18 protein-coding genes are annotated in these 18248 nt (G+C 69.6%); 11 read left to right on the top strand and 7 right to left on the bottom strand.

Going from position 1 to position 18248, the window contains the following annotated elements; all coding sequences use genetic code 11:
• The first annotated feature begins 12 nt into the window (after nucleotides 1-12).
• Nucleotides 13-1944 carry an APC family permease gene (locus RR1_RS00335; protein ID WP_010838575.1) on the top strand — a complete coding sequence of 644 codons (1932 nt, stop codon included), beginning with the start codon at nucleotides 13-15 and terminating at the stop codon, nucleotides 1942-1944.
• Between the two features lie 20 nt (nucleotides 1945-1964).
• Here the strand turns inward: RR1_RS00335 and RR1_RS00330 are convergent, their stop codons facing one another.
• Together RR1_RS00330 and RR1_RS00325 are read right to left on the bottom strand one after the other, a co-directional pair.
• Nucleotides 1965-2204, bottom strand: coding sequence for a hypothetical protein (locus RR1_RS00330; RefSeq protein WP_040773540.1), 240 nt, complete (start codon nucleotides 2202-2204; stop codon nucleotides 1965-1967).
• A gap of 127 nt (nucleotides 2205-2331) precedes the next feature.
• Complete coding sequence (locus tag RR1_RS00325; RefSeq protein ID WP_051111194.1) at nucleotides 2332-3744, bottom strand: MDR family MFS transporter; 1413 nt, start codon at nucleotides 3742-3744, stop codon at nucleotides 2332-2334.
• A 388-nt stretch (nucleotides 3745-4132) separates the two neighbouring features.
• On the opposite strand from RR1_RS00325, the gene RR1_RS00320 reads away from it, so the two are divergent.
• The 3 genes from RR1_RS00320 to RR1_RS00310 all read left to right on the top strand — a co-directional run bounded on the left by RR1_RS00320 (nucleotide 4133) and on the right by RR1_RS00310 (nucleotide 6207).
• Nucleotides 4133-5089 (top strand): alpha/beta hydrolase, encoded by a 957-nt coding sequence (locus tag RR1_RS00320; RefSeq protein WP_010838571.1) that lies wholly within the window; start codon nucleotides 4133-4135, stop codon nucleotides 5087-5089.
• 85 nt (nucleotides 5090-5174) lie between these two features.
• Entirely contained in the window at nucleotides 5175-5756 is a 582-nt protein-coding gene (locus RR1_RS00315; protein WP_010838570.1) for a mismatch-specific DNA-glycosylase, read from the top strand.
• Nucleotides 5757-5799: 43 nt separating this feature from the next.
• Nucleotides 5800-6207, top strand: a complete 408-nt coding sequence (locus tag RR1_RS00310; protein ID WP_072713588.1) for a hypothetical protein — start codon at nucleotides 5800-5802, stop codon at nucleotides 6205-6207.
• A gap of 95 nt (nucleotides 6208-6302) precedes the next feature.
• Here RR1_RS00310 and RR1_RS00305 read toward each other — a convergent pair whose 3' ends face one another.
• The gene (locus tag RR1_RS00305; protein WP_010838568.1) at nucleotides 6303-8000 is read right to left on the bottom strand and encodes a fumarate hydratase; all 1698 of its coding nucleotides are present in this window, start codon (nucleotides 7998-8000) and stop codon (nucleotides 6303-6305) included.
• Nucleotides 8001-8170: 170 nt separating this feature from the next.
• On the opposite strand from RR1_RS00305, the gene RR1_RS00300 reads away from it, so the two are divergent.
• The gene (locus RR1_RS00300; RefSeq protein WP_010838567.1) at nucleotides 8171-8920 is read left to right on the top strand and encodes a CPBP family intramembrane glutamic endopeptidase; all 750 of its coding nucleotides are present in this window, start codon (nucleotides 8171-8173) and stop codon (nucleotides 8918-8920) included.
• A 6-nt stretch (nucleotides 8921-8926) separates the two neighbouring features.
• Here RR1_RS00300 and RR1_RS00295 read toward each other — a convergent pair whose 3' ends face one another.
• Nucleotides 8927-10048, bottom strand: a complete 1122-nt coding sequence (locus RR1_RS00295; RefSeq protein ID WP_040773608.1) for a DNA glycosylase AlkZ-like family protein — start codon at nucleotides 10046-10048, stop codon at nucleotides 8927-8929.
• 163 nt (nucleotides 10049-10211) lie between these two features.
• Here RR1_RS00295 and RR1_RS00290 point away from each other — a divergent pair, with 163 nt between their 5' ends.
• The 3 genes from RR1_RS00290 to RR1_RS00280 all read left to right on the top strand — a co-directional run bounded on the left by RR1_RS00290 (nucleotide 10212) and on the right by RR1_RS00280 (nucleotide 12623).
• On the top strand, nucleotides 10212-10739 hold the full coding sequence (locus RR1_RS00290; RefSeq protein ID WP_010838565.1) for an OmpA family protein: 528 nt from the start codon (nucleotides 10212-10214) through the stop codon (nucleotides 10737-10739).
• A 31-nt stretch (nucleotides 10740-10770) separates the two neighbouring features.
• Entirely contained in the window at nucleotides 10771-11790 is a 1020-nt protein-coding gene (locus RR1_RS00285) for a restriction endonuclease (RefSeq protein ID WP_010838564.1), read from the top strand.
• A gap of 74 nt (nucleotides 11791-11864) precedes the next feature.
• The gene (locus RR1_RS00280) at nucleotides 11865-12623 is read left to right on the top strand and encodes a DUF1906 domain-containing protein (protein ID WP_010838563.1); all 759 of its coding nucleotides are present in this window, start codon (nucleotides 11865-11867) and stop codon (nucleotides 12621-12623) included.
• A gap of 53 nt (nucleotides 12624-12676) precedes the next feature.
• Here the strand turns inward: RR1_RS00280 and RR1_RS00275 are convergent, their stop codons facing one another.
• Entirely contained in the window at nucleotides 12677-12967 is a 291-nt protein-coding gene (locus RR1_RS00275; protein WP_010838562.1) for a hypothetical protein, read from the bottom strand.
• A 107-nt stretch (nucleotides 12968-13074) separates the two neighbouring features.
• On the bottom strand, nucleotides 13075-13863 hold the full coding sequence (locus RR1_RS00270) for an Rv1157c family protein (protein WP_238559007.1): 789 nt from the start codon (nucleotides 13861-13863) through the stop codon (nucleotides 13075-13077).
• Nucleotides 13864-14231: 368 nt separating this feature from the next.
• Between RR1_RS00270 and RR1_RS00265 the strand changes: the two genes are divergently transcribed.
• Nucleotides 14232-15500 (top strand): mannosyltransferase, encoded by a 1269-nt coding sequence (locus RR1_RS00265; RefSeq protein ID WP_010838560.1) that lies wholly within the window; start codon nucleotides 14232-14234, stop codon nucleotides 15498-15500.
• Here RR1_RS00265 and RR1_RS00260 read toward each other — a convergent pair.
• Nucleotides 15442-15732: a 4a-hydroxytetrahydrobiopterin dehydratase gene (locus tag RR1_RS00260; RefSeq protein WP_040773537.1), complete on the bottom strand. Its 291-nt coding sequence runs from the start codon at nucleotides 15730-15732 to the stop codon at nucleotides 15442-15444. The two genes, RR1_RS00265 and RR1_RS00260, sit on opposite strands and share 59 nt — an antisense overlap.
• A 16-nt stretch (nucleotides 15733-15748) precedes the next feature.
• Here RR1_RS00260 and RR1_RS00255 point away from each other — a divergent pair, with 16 nt between their 5' ends.
• Nucleotides 15749-16183, top strand: a complete 435-nt coding sequence (locus RR1_RS00255) for a (deoxy)nucleoside triphosphate pyrophosphohydrolase (protein ID WP_143153640.1) — start codon at nucleotides 15749-15751, stop codon at nucleotides 16181-16183.
• Nucleotides 16184-16312: 129 nt separating this feature from the next.
• Nucleotides 16313-18208 (top strand): translational GTPase TypA, encoded by a 1896-nt coding sequence (typA, locus tag RR1_RS00250; RefSeq protein WP_010838558.1) that lies wholly within the window; start codon nucleotides 16313-16315, stop codon nucleotides 18206-18208.
• Nucleotides 18209-18248 lie beyond the last annotated feature (40 nt).

Raw genomic sequence — 18248 nt, 5'->3', positions numbered from 1 at the left:
CGAGGTGCGACGATGCCGGTTCGGCGGCGGGTGATCGACTGGCTGACGGCGGGAACGTCGCAGCGAGGTCCGTCGCACCTGGGGCCGCATCGCGTCGTCACGAAGGACGAGCACCGGCATCCGTGGTGGAAGGTCATGTGCCTCACGGGCGTCGACTACTTCTCGACGCTCGGCTATCAGCCGGGCATCGCGGCACTCGCCGCCGGAGCGATCGCCCCCGTCGCGACGGTCGTCCTCGTCGCACTGACCCTCCTCGGCGCACTGCCCGTCTACCGCCGCGTCGCGCGTGAGAGCCCGCACGGTGAGGGGTCGATCGCGATGCTCGCGCGGCTGCTGCCGCGCTGGCACGGCAAGATCTTCGTGCTCGTCCTGCTCGGCTTCGCCGCGACGGACTTCATGATCACGATCACGCTCTCGACGGCCGATGCGAGCGCCCACATCCTCGAGAACCCGTTGTCGCCGAGCAGGTTCGACGACTCCGCGCTGCCGCTGACGATCCTCCTCGTGCTCGCCCTCGTCGCCGTCTTCCTCATCGGTTTCACGCAGGCCATCCGCATCGCGCTCGTGATCGTGCCGGTCTATCTGCTGCTCAACGCGGTGGTGATCGTCGACGCCCTCGTCGAGATCGCGACCGCGCCCGATCTCGTCGTCGACTGGTCGCACGCGATGACGACCTCGCACGGCAATCCGCTGCTCATCGTCGTGGCCGCGGTGCTCGTGTTCCCGAGGCTCGCGCTCGGACTGTCGGGCTTCGAGACGGGCGTCGCGGTGATGCCCTCGATCCGGGGAGCACCGGGCGACACCGAACGCGACCCCGCGGGACGCATCCGCGGCGCGCAGCAGCTGCTGACGACGGCCGCGCTCGTCATGAGCGGTTTTCTCCTCACGTCGAGCCTCGTCACGACGATTCTGATCCCCGACGACGCGCTCGAACCCGGCGGCAGCGCGAACGGCCGGGCGCTCGCGTATCTCGCCCACGAGCGGCTCGGCGCGGGATTCGGTACGGCGTACGACGCCGCGACCATCGCGATCCTGTGGTTCGCGGGCGCCTCGGCGCTCGCGGGCCTGCTCAACCTCGTTCCGCGCTATCTCCCGCGGTACGGCATGGCACCCGAGTGGGCCCGCGCCGTGCGGCCGCTCGTCCTGATCTTCGGGGCGATCGCGATCGCGCTCACCGTGTATTTCGACGCGAGCGTCGACGCGCAGGGCGCCGCCTACGCGACCGGTGTTCTCGTCCTCATCACGTCCGCGACGGTCGCCGTCGCGCTGTCGGCACGCCGTGAACGCCGACGGCGGCTGGTCGTCGCGTTCGGTGCCGTCGCCGTGGTGTTCGTCTACACGACGGCCGCGAACGTCGTAGAGCGCCCCGACGGCGTCAAGGTCGCGTCGCTGTTCGTCGCTGCGATCGTCGTGGTGTCGTTCCTGTCGCGCGCGTTCCGTTCGTTCGAGTTGCGCGCCACGTCGATCGGGCTCGACGAGACCGCGACGCGGTTCGTGACCGAGGACGCGGCGCGCGGGCGCGTCGACCTCGTCGCGCACCGCGCTGACGGATCGGCGGCGGACTACAGGCGCAAGGAACGGGTGGAGCGGGCGCACAGCCACATTCCACGTTCCCACCGGCTGCTCTTCCTCGAGGCGACGGTCGTGGACGCCTCCGAGTTCGGGACGGATCTGGTCGTGACGGGGTGCGAGGTCGCCGGGTATCGGGTGCTACGGGTGCGCGCGGCGGCGGTCCCCAATGCGATCGCGGCCGTCGCGCTGCGGATTCGCGACGTCACCGGCGTCGAGCCCGACCTGTACTTCGACTGGTCCGAGCGCAGTCCGTCGGCCGAACTCGTGCGCTTCCTGTTCCTCGGCAACGGGCAGGACGCGGCCGTGACCCACGAGGTGCTGCGTCGTGCCGAACCCGACCCGCACCACCGCCCACGGGTGCACGTGGGGTGAGAGCGTGCGGGGAGTGAACGTCACGACCGTTCGCGACGCGACCGGCGTATCGCGCGGAGGTCGCGGGCGTGCATGTACCCGAGCCAGACGGCGCCGACGACGAGCGCGACGACGATCGAGATCCACAGCGGCGCGTGGACGACGCCGTTGAGCACGAATGCGGAGATCGCGACGACGGCGAACGCGATCGGCCACGTCATCCGCTCCCACAGGGAGCGGGGGACGGGCCTGATCTCGCGATCGTGCTGCCGTTCTGCCATACCTTCGAGCGTAACCGCGAGGCGATTCTGCACCCCGGTCGTCGTTCTGCACCCCTACCGGCAGGCCGATAGGGGTGCAGAACGACAAATGGGGTGCAGAACCGCAGAACCGCAGAACCGAGCCGGGTCAGTGCAGGGGGACGGAGACCGACTGCGTCGCCGGGCGACGCACCAGCGCACACACCGCGATGAGGGCGATCGCGAGGCCGCCCGCCACCAGGAAGACCGTGCGCACACCGTCCACCACGGCATCGGGGGAGGAGAGGCCACCCGGCTGCGCGGTCGCGACGACGGTCATGATCGTGATGAACAGCGCCGTACCCGCCGCACCCGCGACCTGCTGGAAGGTGCCGACGACCGCCGAGCCGTGCGAATACAGCGACGGCTCGATCGAACCGAGCCCCGACGTCATGAGCGGCGTGAACGTCGCCGCCAGGCCCAGGCACAGCACCGTGTTCGCTGCGAGCAACCATCCGAGACCGGTCGACGTGTCGACGGTCGTGAGCATTCCGACGCCCGCCGCGACGAGCAGCGAACCGGGGATCACCAGCACACGTGGGCCGCGGGCGTCGTAGATGCGGCCGATGATCGGGCCCGCAGCACCCATCAGCAGGCCGCCGGGCAGCGTGATCAGGCCCGTCTGGAGCGGATCGAGTCCCAGAACGCTCTGCGCGAAGTAGGGGACGACGATGAACGTGCCCATCATCGTGCCGAAGCCGAGCAGCATCGCGACGACGGCGATCGAGAACTGCGCCTGGCGGAAGACACGGAGATCGAGCAGCGCCCGATCCTCACGCTGGAGGCGGAGCTGCCGCGCCACGAACGCCACCATCGCCGCGATGCCGATCGCGAACGGCAGCCACATCGGGATCGCGCTCTCGCCGGCCGCCTTGCCGATGCTGACGAGCCCGTAGACCAGGCCGCCGAATCCGAGGATCGCGAGCGGAATCGACAGCAGGTCGATCCGGACCTTGGAGATCTCGCCGACCGGGACGACGTACCGCGTACCGAGGGCGAGCGCGCCGAGCGCGATGGGGAGGACGAGACCGAAGATCCACCGCCACCCGAAGTGATCGAGCACGAACCCCGACATCGTGGGCCCGAGCGCCGGCGCGACGGCGATGACGATCGAGATGTTGCCCATCATCGCGCCGCGTCGTGCGGGCGGGACGACGGTCATGATCGTCGTCATGAGCATCGGCAGCATGATCGCCGTGCCGGTCGCCTGCACGACCCGGGCGAACAGCAGGATCTCGAATCCCGGTGCGAGAAACGCGATGAGCGTGCCCGCCGAGAAGAGCGACATCGCAGCGACGAACAGCGTCCGGGTGCGGATGCGTTTCAGCAGGAAGCCGGTCGTCGGGATGACGATCGCCATCGTGAGCATGAAACCGGTCGTGAGCCACTGGCCGACGGCGGGCTCGACCCCGAGATCGTTCTGGAGCACGGGGATCGCGACGCTCATCACCGTCTCGTTGAGGATGACGACGAAGCTCGCGACGAGCAGCACACCGATGAGCAGCAGATGCCGACGGGGAATCGCCGTGCCGGTGTCGTTCGAGACGTGCTCGTTCGGTTCGGGCTCGGCAGCGACGGCACTCGAATTCTGCCGGTCGAACTCGGACACGGGACACCTTTCGGACACGGTGGGGACCACCGGGGAGACGGCCGGGGTCGTCGAAGCCCGGATCGGGTCGACCGGGAGACCCGACGACGCTATCCCAGCGTGCGTCGGCGTCGCGAGTTGTTTTCCCGCCGAGGTGGTCCCGGTCACACGGCGGGTCGGTGACTCGTGTGACGGGAGAGGCGAAATTGCGGATCGGCAACTATTCGGAGATCGAAGAAGCCGGACGGTCGGCACGCTGTTACTCTCAGCATCCGTCAACTCTCGCAGGAACTCTCTGCCCGGAGCTCGAAGGACGACTCGAATGGTGCTACGTCGCGCTCGAACCCTGATTCTGGGAATCGTCGCAACGCTGTTGACCGGCTTCTTCACGGTGCTGGGGACGGGTGCTGTCGCGCACGCTGACTCCACCCTGACCTACGTGCACTCGCCCTCGATGAACAAGACCATCCCGGTCAAGGTTCTTCGGGCCGCGGGTGGCGGGCCGGCCCCCACCCTCTATCTGCTCGACGGGCTGCGTGCCCCCGACAACGACAACGGGTGGCTCATCAACACCGATGTCGAGGTGTTCTTCGCCGACAAGCACGTCAACGTCGCGATCCCGTTCGGTGGCGGCGGCTCCTTCTACACCGACTGGCAGCGGGACGACCCGCACCTCGGCCGGCAGATGTGGGAAACCTTCCTGACGCGCGAGCTCCCGGGCGTCATGGCAGCGGAGTTCGGCAGCGACGGCGTCAACAACGCCATCGCGGGCCTGTCGATGAGCGGTACGTCGGCGCTGACCCTCGCGGCCAAGCACCCCGACATGTACAACGCGGTCGCGTCGTTCAGCGGTTACCCGACCGCCGCGACTCCCGGCTTCGCGCAGGGCATTCAGCTCTCCGTCGCCGAGATGGGCGGCAACCCGTTCAACATGTGGGGCGTGTGGCCCGCCGGTCGGTGGCTCGCGAACGATCCGCTCGCGAACGTCGGCAACCTGCGCGGCAAGGGCGTCTACATCTCGGCCGGCGGCGGCTCGCCGACCAGCGACCCGTCGGTGAACCCGCTCAGCGCCGAGTTCGACCCCGTGTGGTTCGCACAGATGGTTCCGCTCGAGATGGCGTCCGGCATCAGCAGCGGCCTGTTCGTTCCCGCCGCGCAGGCGGCCGGTGCTCGCGTCCAGACGCACATCAGCGCCGACGGCATCCACTGGTGGAACTACTGGCAGGACCGCCTCAAGGAAGCCTGGTTCGGAACGCTCGCGCCCTCGCTCGGCGTCTGACCGTTTCCTTCGCACGAGAGGCCCGGACCCGCGAGGTCCGGGCCTCTCGTGCGTGAGAAGGCCGTCTGCGTGAGAAGGTCCCGGCATGGGATTCACGCGCGCCGAACTCGAGGCCTACCGCGACGCGGAGATTCACGATCTCGTCGGGCCACGATGCCGGTTGCTGTTCGTCGGCATCAATCCGGGCCTCTGGACGGCGGCCGTAGGAGCCCACTTCGCGCGGCCCGGCAATCGCTTCTATCCGGCGCTCGCAGCCGCGGGCATCGTCGACCGTCCCATCGACGCGTCCCGGGGCATGTCGGACGACGACGCGCGCGCCCTCACCGAGCGGGGGATCGGGATCACGAATCTGGTGCGGCGCGCGACGGCACGCGCGGACGAACTCACGAAGGACGAACTCCGGGCAGGTCGTGCGGAACTGCACGAGACCGTGCGCCGGATCTCGCCGTCGGTGGTCGCGATTCTCGGCATCACGGCCTACCGCACGGCGTTCGGTGTGCGTGACGCGGTGCTCGGACGTGCGGCCGAGCCGTTCGAGAACGCGGCGCTCTGGCTGCTCCCGAACCCGAGCGGCCTGAATGCGCACGAGACGGTCGCCTCCCTCGGCCACTGGTATCGCGCCGCCGCGGCGGACGCTGGAATCGTGGACACGACGACCATTGGGTGACACGAACTACGTAGTCTGTAGTAGACGCAGGTAGAGTGACACCATGTCCTTTTTGTACAGCTTGCTGGTCGTGGTCCACATGCTCGGCCTCGCGGCCCTCGTCGGCGGTTACTTCGCGGTCCTGAAAACCCCCCGAGTCACCGAGGTGATCGTGTGGGGCGCACGCATCCAGTTCCTGAGCGGCCTGTTCCTGGTCGGCCTCGGTGAGGCTGCGCTCGACAAGGACTACAACCACATCAAGATCGGTGTGAAGCTGCTGATCTCGCTGATCGTCGTCGCGCTCGCCGAGGTGGCGCGCGCCAAGCAGAACAAGGCGACGACGCCTGCCCCCGGCTCGGGCGGGACGGCCGCGACTGCGACTGCGGCGCCCGTCGCCGTCGCACCGATGCTCGTCCACGCCGTCGGCATCCTCGCGATCGTGAACATCCTCGTCGCCGTCATCTGGCACTGACCTCCCGTCACCGATCCGGCACCGACTCCCGCTCATGACGACGGCGCCGCCGCTTCCCTCGAAGGAAGCGGCGGCGCCGTCGTCCGTGCCGGGCTCTACAGTCCGGGACGCTTGCCGATCGTCAGCGTGACCTCACCGGTGTGCGCGAAGAAGTCGTTGCCCTTGTCGTCGACGACGATGAACGCGGGGAAGTCCTCGACGTCGATCTTCCAGACCGCCTCCATGCCGAGCTCTTCGTACTCGATGATCTCGACGTTCTTGATGCAGTCCTGCGCCAGGCGCGCCGCGGGCCCGCCGATCGAGCCGAGGTAGAAGCCGCCGTGCGTGTCGCACGCGTCCGTCACCTGCTTCGAGCGGTTGCCCTTCGCGAGCATCACCATCGAGCCGCCGGCGGCCTGGAACTGCTCGACGTACGAGTCCATGCGCCCGGCCGTCGTCGGCCCGAACGAGCCCGACGGCATCCCCTCCGGCGTCTTCGCAGGACCGGCGTAGTAGACGGGGTGATCCTTGAGGTACTGCGGCATCTCCTCGCCGGCGTCGAGCCGCTCCTTGATCTTCGCGTGCGCGATGTCGCGCGCGACGACGAGCGGACCGGTGAGTGACAGGCGCGTCTTGACGGGATGCTTCGAGAGCTCGGCGAGGATCTCGGGCATCGGCTTCGTGAGGTCGATCTTCACCGCTGCACCCTTGCCGGTGCCCGAGATGCCGTCGGTCTCTGCGTCGAGCTGCGCGTCGGTGACGTCGGGCAGGAAGCGGCCCGGATCGAACTCGAGCTTCTCGAGGAAGACGCCCTCGGGCGTGATCTTCGCCTTGGCCTGACGGTCCGCCGAGCACGACACCGCGATGGCGACGGGCAGCGATGCGCCGTGCCGCGGCAGCCGGACGACGCGGACGTCGTGGCAGAAGTACTTGCCGCCGAACTGTGCGCCGATCCCGATCTCCTGGGTCAGCTCGAAGACGCGCTTCTCGAGTTCGTGGTCACGGAAGCCGCGTCCCGTGATCGCGCCCTCGGTGGGCAGTTCGTCGAGGTAGTGGGCGGACGCGTACTTCGCGGTCTTGAGCGCGAACTCCGCGGACGTGCCGCCGACGACGATCGCGAGGTGGTACGGCGGGCACGCGGCCGTGCCGAGCGAGCGGATCTTGGCCTCGAGGAACTGCATCATCGAGTCCGGGTTCAGGATCGCCTTCGTCTCCTGGTACAGGTACGACTTGTTGGCGCTGCCGCCGCCCTTCGCCATGAACAGGAACTTGTAGGCGTTCTCGTGGCCGGCCGCGGTGTCCGCGTACAGCTCGATCTGCGCGGGCAGATTCGAGCCGGTGTTCTTCTCGTCCCACATCGTCAGCGGCGCGTTCTGTGAGTACCGCAGGTTCAGCCGCGTGAACGCGTCGTAGACGCCGCGTGCGATCGAACGCTCGTCGTCGCCCGGCGTGAGCACGTGCTGGCCGCGCTTGCCCATCACGATCGCCGTTCCGGTGTCCTGGCACATCGGCAGCACGCCGCCCGCGGCGATCGCGGCGTTCTTGAGCAGGTCGAGCGCGACGAACTTGTCGTTGTTCGACGCCTCGGGATCGTCGAGGATCTTGGCTACCTGCTTCAGGTGATCGGTGCGCAGGTAGTGGGAGATGTCGTGCAGCGCGGTCTCGGTGAGCAGCCGCAGCGCCTCGGGTTCGACCTGCAGGAAGGTCCGGCCGTCCGGTCCTTCGACAGTGGACACCCCCTCCGTGGTGAGCAGCCGGTACTCGGTGGGGTCCTCACCGATCGGCAACAGATCCTCGTAGAGGAAGTCCGCCATCTCGTACTCCTGTAAGCCTGTTTCGTCGGGTCCGTTTCAGGCTAGACTGGGCGGTTTTTCCGATGCGCGCAGGTCCCGTACCCGTGAGTAGGGTCGCGTGGCTCGGTGAGTAGGGTCGCGTGGCTCGCTTCACATCCTCCGACCGTGATTCTCCGTAGACTCGTCTCTCGATGACTGCTGCAACAGCAAGCGCTCCACCCGAGACGGCGCGATTCTCGCGAACGACGGCGTACGTCGACGTCGCGGTCGTCGTGGCCGTCCTCGTGGGCACCAATCTCGTCGCGCACTTCACGACGACGTGGGCGAGCGTCGCCACCGTGCCGATCGCTGCGGCGGTCCTGCTCGTGCTCATGCGCCGCCGCGGAATGGCGTGGTCGGAACTCGGCCTCTCGCCCCGGCATCTGAAGAAGGGCACGCTGTACGCACTCGCCGCCGTCGCGGCGGTGACCGCGGTGATCGCGATCGGCGCCGCACTGCCGTTCACGCGGCAGTTCTTCCTCGCCGACCGTTACGCCACGATCTCCGGTGCGCTCGTGGCGTCGATGATCGTGATCCCGCTGCAGACCGTGATCCCCGAGGAACTCGCGTTCCGCGGCGCGCTGCACGGATCGCTGCAGCGGCTGTACGGCGCCCGCGGGATCTTCGTCGCGGGCTCGCTGCTGTTCGGCATGTGGCACATCGCGTCGTCGATGGGCCTGACCGCGGGCAACGCCGGCCTGCTGTCCCTGTTCGGCGGCGGCGTCTGGGGGCAGGTCGCCGGGATCGGCCTCGCCGTGATCGCGACCTCGATCGCCGGCGTCGTCTTCACCTGGCTGCGGCATCACACCGGCAGCCTCATCGCCCCCATCGGCCTCCATTGGGCCTTCAACGGCCTCGGCGCACTCGCGGCCGCCACCGTCTGGCACCTGTCGCTGGCGTAGCCGCCGTCAGTCGGAGAACTCCGCACCGCCCGGCGTCACCCCGCGGAACTCGGCGAGGCGTTCGGCCCAGTCCTGCGTCTCGGCGCGCTCCCCTGCGGTGAGTGCACGCAGCGGTGCCACCCGAACGGCGAGCGAGCCGCGCGACGTCCGCGGGCGCCACGTCGCGACGATCTCGCCGCCCACGGTGATCGCACCCGGCCGGCCGAGGCGTGGCCACAGCGCCGCGCGGGCCGCCGGATCCGGGAGCAGCAGATCACGATCGCGAGCCTGCAGGAGCGGGTCGAACGCACTCAGCAATCGGACGTCGTCCGTCGGCTCGGCACCCGCGAGTTCGTCGACGTCATGCTCCAGCACCCACGCCGGCTCGCCCTCGACGCGCACCTCCACTGCGTCGTCCGGCCACCGCTCCTTCACCTCCCGAATCGGCGCGTCGAGAACCTGGGCGGTCATCGCGGGCGTGGTGGGGCCGTGGAAGCGAAGGGTCGCGCGCACGACGTCGAACCGCGGGTCGGCGGGCTCGTCCGAGTGATGGAAGAGGGGCGGACGCATCCCCGGGATGCGCTCGAGGACCGGGGGCGAGGTGCCGGGCTGGAGGCGAAGGCCCGCCTGCAGAGCGGCGAGCCGGAACGGCTGCTCGTACAGATGGACGGCATCACACGGTCTGCAGTACCGCCGATACGGCTCGGGCATGCGCTCGGTGAGCTGCCGCGACAGTTCGCCCTTGACGGTCGGGCTCCGCACGATGTCGCGCATCTCGGTGGCAACAGCCCTCAGCGCGTCACACGTCCCGATGCCGGCCTGCTTCAGCGGCCGGTTCGCGTCGAAGATGCGCTTGGCCGCGTCGGCATCGGAGAAGGGCGCGGTCGCCGCTGCGATCGCCGGAAGATCGTGCGTGCGGTAGGCGTGCGGGGCACCGCGCAGCGTCCAGGCGAGCGAGAGTGCATCCGGTGTCGCCGCGAGCGCGTCGGCGCCGCGGGCGACCAGTGCCCACCGTGCGCCGTCGGGTCCGGTGTCCTGCACTCCGGCGTCGAGCAGGGCGCAGTCGTCGTTGCTCCCCGGCGCGCGGTCGAGTTGCTGCGCACGAGCGCGGAAGGCGATCGCCCGACGACGGGAGACTCCGAGTGCCATGACCGCGACGGTAGTCCGGGGTGCCGACATCGCGTGTGCCCTCTCACCCGAGCGACCCCATCGTCACCGCGGTCCTCGCTATGTTCGAGGCGACGAGAACAGGCAGGCGAACGACGCCGGGCAGTGCCGCGATCTGCCAGTGGCCACGACGTGAGGAGCTCCCATGAAGCGCACGACCACCGTTCGACGCATCACCGCTGCAGCGGCGGCCGCAGCGGTCGTCACCCTCGGCGCCGCCGCGTGTACGAACGACGATTCCGGCTCGCAGGAGACCACGACGACCGAAGCGGCCGAGGACCAGAGCACTACCGACGCGGTGCAGAGCACCGTGACCTCGCTGACCGAGCAGGCGGGCAACGCCGTCCAGGACGCGATCAACAGCGCGGTCGGGGCGGCCCCGGTCTCGTTCGATGCCAACAGCGCCGAACTGGGCACGCTCCAGAACGCGACGCTCACCGCGGTCGCCGCCGCCCTCGAGACCAACGAGGACAAGCTCGAGATCAAGGCCTACGCGATGGACGAGGACTCGAGCGCGGCGGACGATCTCGCGCAGGAGCGGGGTGAGGCCGTCAAGAGCAAGCTCGTCGAGGAGGGCATCTCCGAGGACCGGCTCGACGTCAGCTCCGAAGGCAACCCCGACGACTCCGATGTCGACCCCAACCGCGTCGATTTCGAGGTCACGTCGGAGTGAGCCAGTTCGAGCCGCCCGCGGCGGCTCGGGCATGCTGTCGGGCATGACTGTGCACGTTCCTCAGTACGTGGACCTGCTCTGGCCGGCACTGCAGGCGGCGATCGCGCTCGGCGGTTCGGCGTCGAACGACGAACTCGACAGTGCGGTGATCGAGCGGGAAGGGCTCTCCTCGGAGGTCCAGGCCGTACTGCACGGGGACGGACCCAGCACGGAGATCGAGTATCGGCTCGCGTGGGCGCGCACCTACCTCAAGGGGATGGGTCTGCTCACCAACAGCCGGCGTGGCGTGTGGAGCGTGACGGAGCAGGGTCGCGAGGTCACCGAGGATCGGATCCGTCCGCTCCACGCCGAGTTCTCGGCCGAGAATCGCAAGCGCAACGCCGCCCGCAAGTCCGCGCGGGCGGCGTCGCGACGTGCGCACGAGCAGTCGCGGGGAACGAACGGGTCGGTCGCCGCAGGTGCGCCGCGACTCGATACGCACGAGTCCGATGTGCACGACACCGATGTGCACGACACCGATGTACACGATCCCGACACGTCGGAGCCCGACGCGGAGATCGCCGAGGCAGAGAACGACGTGGACTGGAAGGACCGGCTGCTCGACACCGTCCTGCGGATGTCGCCCGACGCGTTCGAGCGGCTGATCCAGCGGTTGCTACGCGAAGCCGGATTCTCGAGCGCCACGGTGACGGCGCGAGGCGCCGACGGCGACGTCGAAGGGCTGGGGCTCTATCAGGTGTCGTTGCTGAGCTTTCCGGTGTTCTTCCAGTGCCGCCGCTTCGCCGGAAGCGTCGAGGCGCGGGCGGTCCGCGACTTCCGTGGCGCGATGTCCGGCCGCGGCGACAAGGGACTGCTGATCACGACGGGAACGTTCACCGGTGACGCCCGCGCCGAGGCCAAGCGCGACGGCGCACCACCGGTCGACCTCATCGACGGCGACCGGCTGTGCGAGCTGTTCAAGGAGCACGGGCTCGGGGTGCGCACGACGACGCGGGTCGTCGAGGACGTCGAGATCGAGCCGGGTTTCTTCACCTCGCTCGAGCCGAAATAGGTCCTCCCGCAAGTGATGTGATGCAAGTCGGTGGCCGACGTGACGGAAGCGGCCCACGGGGCGCGTGTGCTGTGATGGAATCCGAGGCGACCATCGATTCAGCGTTCCGGGAGTTCCCAGTGCAGTTGTCACGCCGCGATCTGTTCCGCTACGCCGCCGCGGGGACGGCGCTCGCCGGACTCGGGGGCTTCGCCGCGACCACCGCGACGGCGTCCGCGCAGTCGCTCGGCACGCTCATCGACTACTCGGCGGGGGTGCCCTCGGCAGGGTCGATCGCCGCGGCGGGATTCGCCGGAGCCATCCGGTACGTCTCCGATCGCAGGCCCGGCGCCGAATGGATGGCCGGCAAGCCCATGCTGGCCGACGAGGCGCAGGCGCTACAGGCCGCGGGACTCGCCGTCGTGTCGTGCTACCAGTACGGCAAGGCCGAGACCGCGGACTGGAAGGGTGGTTTCGAGGCCGGGGTGAAGCACGGCCGGCGCGGGTTGCAGCTGCACGAGGAAGCCGGGGGACCGGCACACGCCCCGATCTACGCGTCGATCGACGACAACCCCGACGCAGTCCAGTTCGCGACGATGATCGCGCCCTACCTGCTCGGCTGGCAGTCGGTGATCGGGCGCGAGCGCGTCGGCGTCTACGGCAACTCGCCGACGATCGACCTCGCCGTCGCGGCAGGGCTGGGAACGTACTACTGGCAGCACGACTGGGGCACGCCCGAGGGCTACGTCAACCCCCACGCGCACCTGCATCAGTTCGAGATCGACGAACAGTCCGTCGACGGCATCGGCATCGACCGCAACTCGATCCTGAAGGCCGACTACGGGCAGTGGTGAGGGGCTGCTCGGCCGGCGACGGCCGAGTACGCGACCGTCGCGGCGAGAAGCCGTCAGGACTGCACGTGTTCGACGTCGTCGGCTGCGACGACGGTGATCTCGGGCCGGTCCGTCGGGATCGACCGGACGCCGCGCCACGCGAAGAGCGAACGCAAGGACAACGCCGAGAACATCGACAGCCCGCTCGCGAACGACGCTGTGCTGAAGAGCGAACCGAACGAGCCGACCGATCCGATCGACAGGATCGAGCCCGTCGACCCGATCGAGAGGATCGATCCGACCGAGCCGATGGACAGGATCGATCCGCGTGAGCGGATGGACAGCAGCGAGTTCTCGTCGGCCATGCTCGCGTCTACCCGCGGTGAGTGTCCTCGAAACGCACTGGGTCCCTCCCGGAGAACGCACTGGGCCCCTGCCGGAGAGGCAGGGGCCCAGTGCTGTGGAGCGGGTGTCAGGCGACGACGAACATCCCGACCACGGGCAGGAACCCGCAGGAGATGGGTGCTTCGCCCTCGGGCAGCGTCGTGATGCCACCGGAGATGACCGCGAGGACGCGGCCCGGGCCGGTGTCGGCGATCGCCGAGAGCGTCGCCGGGCCCTCGGGGTTGATCCGGGCCTCGTTCGTCAGTGGAACGGTGCCGCGGCCCATCGTGTCGATGTTGACCCAGTCGACCGTGAGGTCCTGCGTGTCGGCCGCGGGTGCGGTGCCGAGCGCGGTGAACACGAATCCGGCCTGCCCGGCGCCGGGGCCGGGGGGCGGGAGCGTCGCGGGGCCGGGGACGGCGAGTGCGGTGCCGATGGCGTCGGACTCGGGGCCGATGCAGCCCGCGCCGACGGTGGGGTAGAGGAACTGCGCGATGGCAGGTCCGTCCTGCGGGATCTCGGGACCGCCGCCACCGCTGCCGTCGAGGAACGTGAGGACGCGCTCGAGCGTCGACTTGATCTCGGGCGGAATGCCGGGGGTCTCGAGCAGGACGCGCACCTGATCGAGCAGCGCGTTCTGGCCGCCCGCGACGTCGGTGGGGCCTGCGGCGGCACCGATGATCGCGGGAGCGAGCGACGCGAGCGCGTCGATCGGGACGCCCTCGGGAACCGGCGGCGGGGCCGGCTGAGCGAACGCGTGGGCAGGCGCGGCGAGAGCTGCGGCCGCGGCGATCGCGAGGGCTGTCGTGGTGCGGCGCACGAGGCCCGCGCGCGGGCGCGTGTGTCGAGCGGTGCGATGACCGGTGATTCGAAGCACGGTCTCCCCATCCTTGTGTTGCGACGCGGAGACGAATTTCCCTCCGCGGGGGTCCTCTTCAGGCGTGACATCGGCGGGTGCCGCTCACTCCGGACGGAGTGTATGGCATCACGGCCGTGGGGTGTTCCGCTGGTGACCTTAACGCCATACACCTGTGCCGTATGAGAGGAGAGATGCAACTGTTACTGATGTGACTGCTGAGGTTTACCGGCGACGCGCCCGCCGCACCGCGCACCGTGCGGGGTCGAGCGGCGGCCGCGCGCTAGTCTGACGGGCGACCGGCACCCCCTCACGGGCCTGCACAGTCGCCGGTCCCGGTCGTTTCCCCGAACCAGTCGCCGACCCGAGCCGCCGGGAGTGTCAGAACAGTGTCCGAACAGGGTGTCGTCCGCTCCGGATCGGACGCGGCCAGGCCGGTGCTGCGGTGGGCGCCGTGGCTGCTCGCGGTCGCCGTCCTCGCGCGGCTCGCCTGGACGCTCTTCTCGCCGAACGGCATGAACCTCGTCGACCTGCACGTCTACGTCGGCGGTGCCGCGTCGCTGTGGGACGGCGATCTCTACGACTTCACGTACTCCGAGGACACCCCGGACTTCCCGCTGCCGTTCACGTATCCGCCGTTCGCGGCGCTCGTGTTCTATCCGCTGCACGTGCTGCCGTTCGCGCTCGTCGGTATCGCGTGGCAGCTCGCGACGGTCGCCGGGCTCTACGTCCTCGTCCGGATGAGCCAGCGGCTGCTGCTCGGCGACGGCGCGGACGGGCCCAGGGCCGCGTCGATCGCGATGGTGTGGACGGCCGTCGGCATGTGGACCGAGCCGGTGCGGACGACCCTCGACTACGGGCAGGTCAACGTCTTCCTCGCGCTCGCCCTCGTGGGCGCGGCACTCTCGACGCGGTGGTGGCTGTCGGGTGCGCTCGTCGGCATCGCGGCGGGGATCAAGCTCACACCCGCCATCACCGGTCTCTATCTGCTGACGCAGCGCCGGTGGCGTGCGGCGGTCTTCTCGGCCGTCGCGTTCGCCGGGACGGTCGCACTGAGCTGGCTGCTCGTGGGCTCCGCGGCACGCGAGTACTTCACGACGCTGCTCGGCGACGCCGACCGCATCGGTCCCGTCGCGTCGGTGTGGAACCAGTCGCTGCGCGGCGCGCTGTCGCGCGTGGCCGGCGAGGACGTCGGGTCCGGTCCGCTGTGGCTCGGGGCGTGCGCGGTGGTCGGAATCCTCGCGATCGCGGCGTGGCGGGGTATCGGCAGTGCAGATCGGCTCGGGACGCTGCTCGTGGTGCAGCTGTTCGGCCTGTGCGTCTCGCCGATCTCGTGGTCGCACCACTGGGTGTGGGCGATCCCGCTGCTCGTGTGGCTCGTGCACGGCCCGTACGCACACCTCGTCGCGACCAGGATCGTCGCGGGCTACTGGCTCGTCACGACGCTCGTCGGCGTCCCGTGGGTGCTCTCGTTCTTCCAGGACTCGATCTGGGACGTCTCACGGCCCGGCGTGCTGGCGTGGATCGGCGCCGTCGACGTCGTCGGCGTCGTGGCCGTCTACGTGCTGTTCGCCGTCGCGGGACGGGCCCGCCGCGACGTCACTCCCGACCCAGCTCCGGCTCGATCGAACGAGCCAGTTCGACGTCGAGCTCCGTGATCCCGCCCGCCGAGTGAGTGCGCAGCGTGTAGGTCACCGTCCGCCATCGGATGTCGATGTCGGGGTGGTGGTCGCGCCGCTCCGCGATATCGGCCACGCGGCGGACGCGGTCGATCGCGTCGGGGAACGACGGCGCCTCGTCGGTGCGGGCGAGTGCGTCACCGGCCCGGCGCCACCGGGGCAACCCGGCCAGCGCCGCGGTGATCTCCCCGTCGGACAGCAGCGAAGGCATACCCCATGATGGAACGGTGAGCGACCGACCGGCAATCGAATCCGCCGAACCCGCCGCGCTGCGCGAGGTCGTCGCGGGTGCACTGGTGCACCGCTCGCGGTTGCTGCTCGCGCAACGCACCCGGCCGCCCGAGCTCGCGGGACTGTGGGAACTCCCGGGCGGCAAGGTCGAGCCGGGGGAGACCCCCGAGCAGGCACTTCGTCGCGAACTCCACGAGGAGCTGGGTGTCGTCGCCGACGTCGGGGAGCGCATCGGCGTGGACGTTCCGCTCGGCTCCGGGCTCGTACTCCGCGCGTACCGCGCCACGCTGCGCGGCGGCACCGTGAACGCTCTCGACCACGCCGCGGTGCGGTGGGTCGGCGCCGACGAACTGGCCGCCGCCGACCTCGTCCCGGCCGACCGGGCATGGCTGCCCGACCTGACCGCCGTGCTCACCGGTAGGATGCTGTAGGCCGTGTATGCGATTCCCGCGCTCGTCGGGACGCCCGATGGATCGGCCGCCCGTACGCCTCGCGCGTGACCGCCCGTCTTCCGGCGCCGGTCCGGTGCGAGGCACCCGTCAGTTCAGGAGAGCCTCCGCGTGTCCAACCCCAGTTTCCGCAACGTCGCCATCGTCGCGCACGTCGACCACGGAAAGACCACCCTCGTCGATGCGATGCTGCGTCAGTCGGGGGCGTTCGCGGAACGCGCCGAGTTGGTCGACCGCGTCATGGACTCGGGTGACCTCGAGCGCGAGAAGGGCATCACGATCCTCGCGAAGAACACCGCGGTGCACCGGCACAACGCGGACGGCTCGGTCACCGTCATCAACGTCATCGACACCCCCGGCCACGCCGATTTCGGTGGCGAGGTCGAGCGCGGCCTGTCGATGGTCGACGGCGTCGTGCTGCTCGTCGACGCGTCCGAGGGCCCGCTCCCGCAGACCCGCTTCGTGTTGCGTAAGGCCCTCGCCGCGTCGCTGCCCGTCATCATCGTCGTCAACAAGACCGACCGTCCCGACGCGCGTATCGACGAGGTCGTGAGCGAGAGCCAGGATCTGCTCCTGGACCTCGCGTCCGACCTCGACGACGCCGCAGCCGAGGCCGCCGAGGCGATGCTCGACCTGCCCGTGCTCTACGCGTCGGGCCGTGAGGGCAAGGCGTCGACCGAGCAGCCCGAGGACGGCCAGGCACCCTCCGCCGAGAACCTCGACGCGCTCTTCGACGTGCTCATGGAGCACATCCCGGCGCCGAAGGGCGACGTGGCCGCGCCGCTGCAGGCACACGTCACGAACCTCGACGCGTCCGACTTCCTCGGCCGCCTCGCGCTCGTCCGCATCCACAACGGCGAGCTCCGCAAGGGCCAGACCGTCGCGTGGATGCACGAGGACGGCGTCAAGAACGTCAAGATCACCGAGCTGCTCGCGACCGAGGGCGTCGAGCGCCACCCGGCCGAGTCGGCCGTCGCGGGCGACATCGTCGCCGTCGCGGGTATCCCCGAGATCATGATCGGCGACACGCTCGCCGACGCCGAGAACCCGGTCGCGCTCCCGCAGATCACGGTCGACGAGCCCGCCATCTCGATCACGATCGGCACCAACACGTCGCCGCTCGTCGGCCGCGTCAAGGGCCACAAGCTCACCGCCCGCATGGTCAAGACGCGCCTCGACTCCGAACTCGTCGGCAACGTCTCGCTGCGGGTCGTCGACATCGGACGCCCCGACGCGTGGGAGGTGCAGGGTCGTGGCGAGCTCGCGCTCGCGATCCTCGTCGAGCAGATGCGGCGCGAGGGCTTCGAGCTCACCGTCGGCAAGCCGCAGGTCGTCACGCGACAGGTCGACGGCAAGGTGCACGAGCCCTTCGAGGAGCTCACGATCGACAGCCCCGAGGAGCACCTCGGCGCGATCACACAGCTGCTGGCCGCCCGCAAGGGCAAGATGGTGCAGATGAACAACCACGCCGCCGGCTGGGTGCGCATGGAGTTCATCGTCCCGTCGCGTGGCCTGATCGGCTTCCGCACCGACTTCCTCACCGAGACCCGCGGCACCGGCATCGCCAACGCCGTCTTCCACGGCTACGCGCCGTGGGCCGGCGAGATCCGCGCCCGCCACACCGGCTCGCTCGTGTCCGACCGCGCCGGCTCCGTGACGCCGTTCGCGATGATCCAGCTCGCCGACCGCGGCACGTTCTTCGTCGAGCCCGGCGCCGAGACGTACGAGGGTCATGTCGTGGGCATCAACCCGCGTGCCGAGGACCTCGACATCAACGTCACGCGCGAGAAGAAGCTCACCAACATGCGCTCCTCGACGGCCGACGTCATGGAGACGCTCGCGAAGCCGATCGAGCTGGGCCTCGAGGCCGCGATGGAGTTCTGTGCCGGCGACGAGTGTGTCGAGGTCACGCCGGAGGCGATCCGCGTGCGCAAGGTGCACCTGAACTCGACCGAGCGGGCTCGCGAGCGGTCGCGCGCCAAGCAGCGCGACAAGGCTGCGCTCTAGCGGTGCGCGGGCGAGTCGCCGTGTCGGTGCCGCGCCGCGT

This window comes from Rhodococcus rhodnii NBRC 100604 (assembly GCF_001894925.1).
Lineage (GTDB): Bacteria > Actinomycetota > Actinomycetes > Mycobacteriales > Mycobacteriaceae > Rhodococcus_F > Rhodococcus_F rhodnii.
This window is presented reverse-complemented; position numbering and strand designations above follow the sequence as displayed.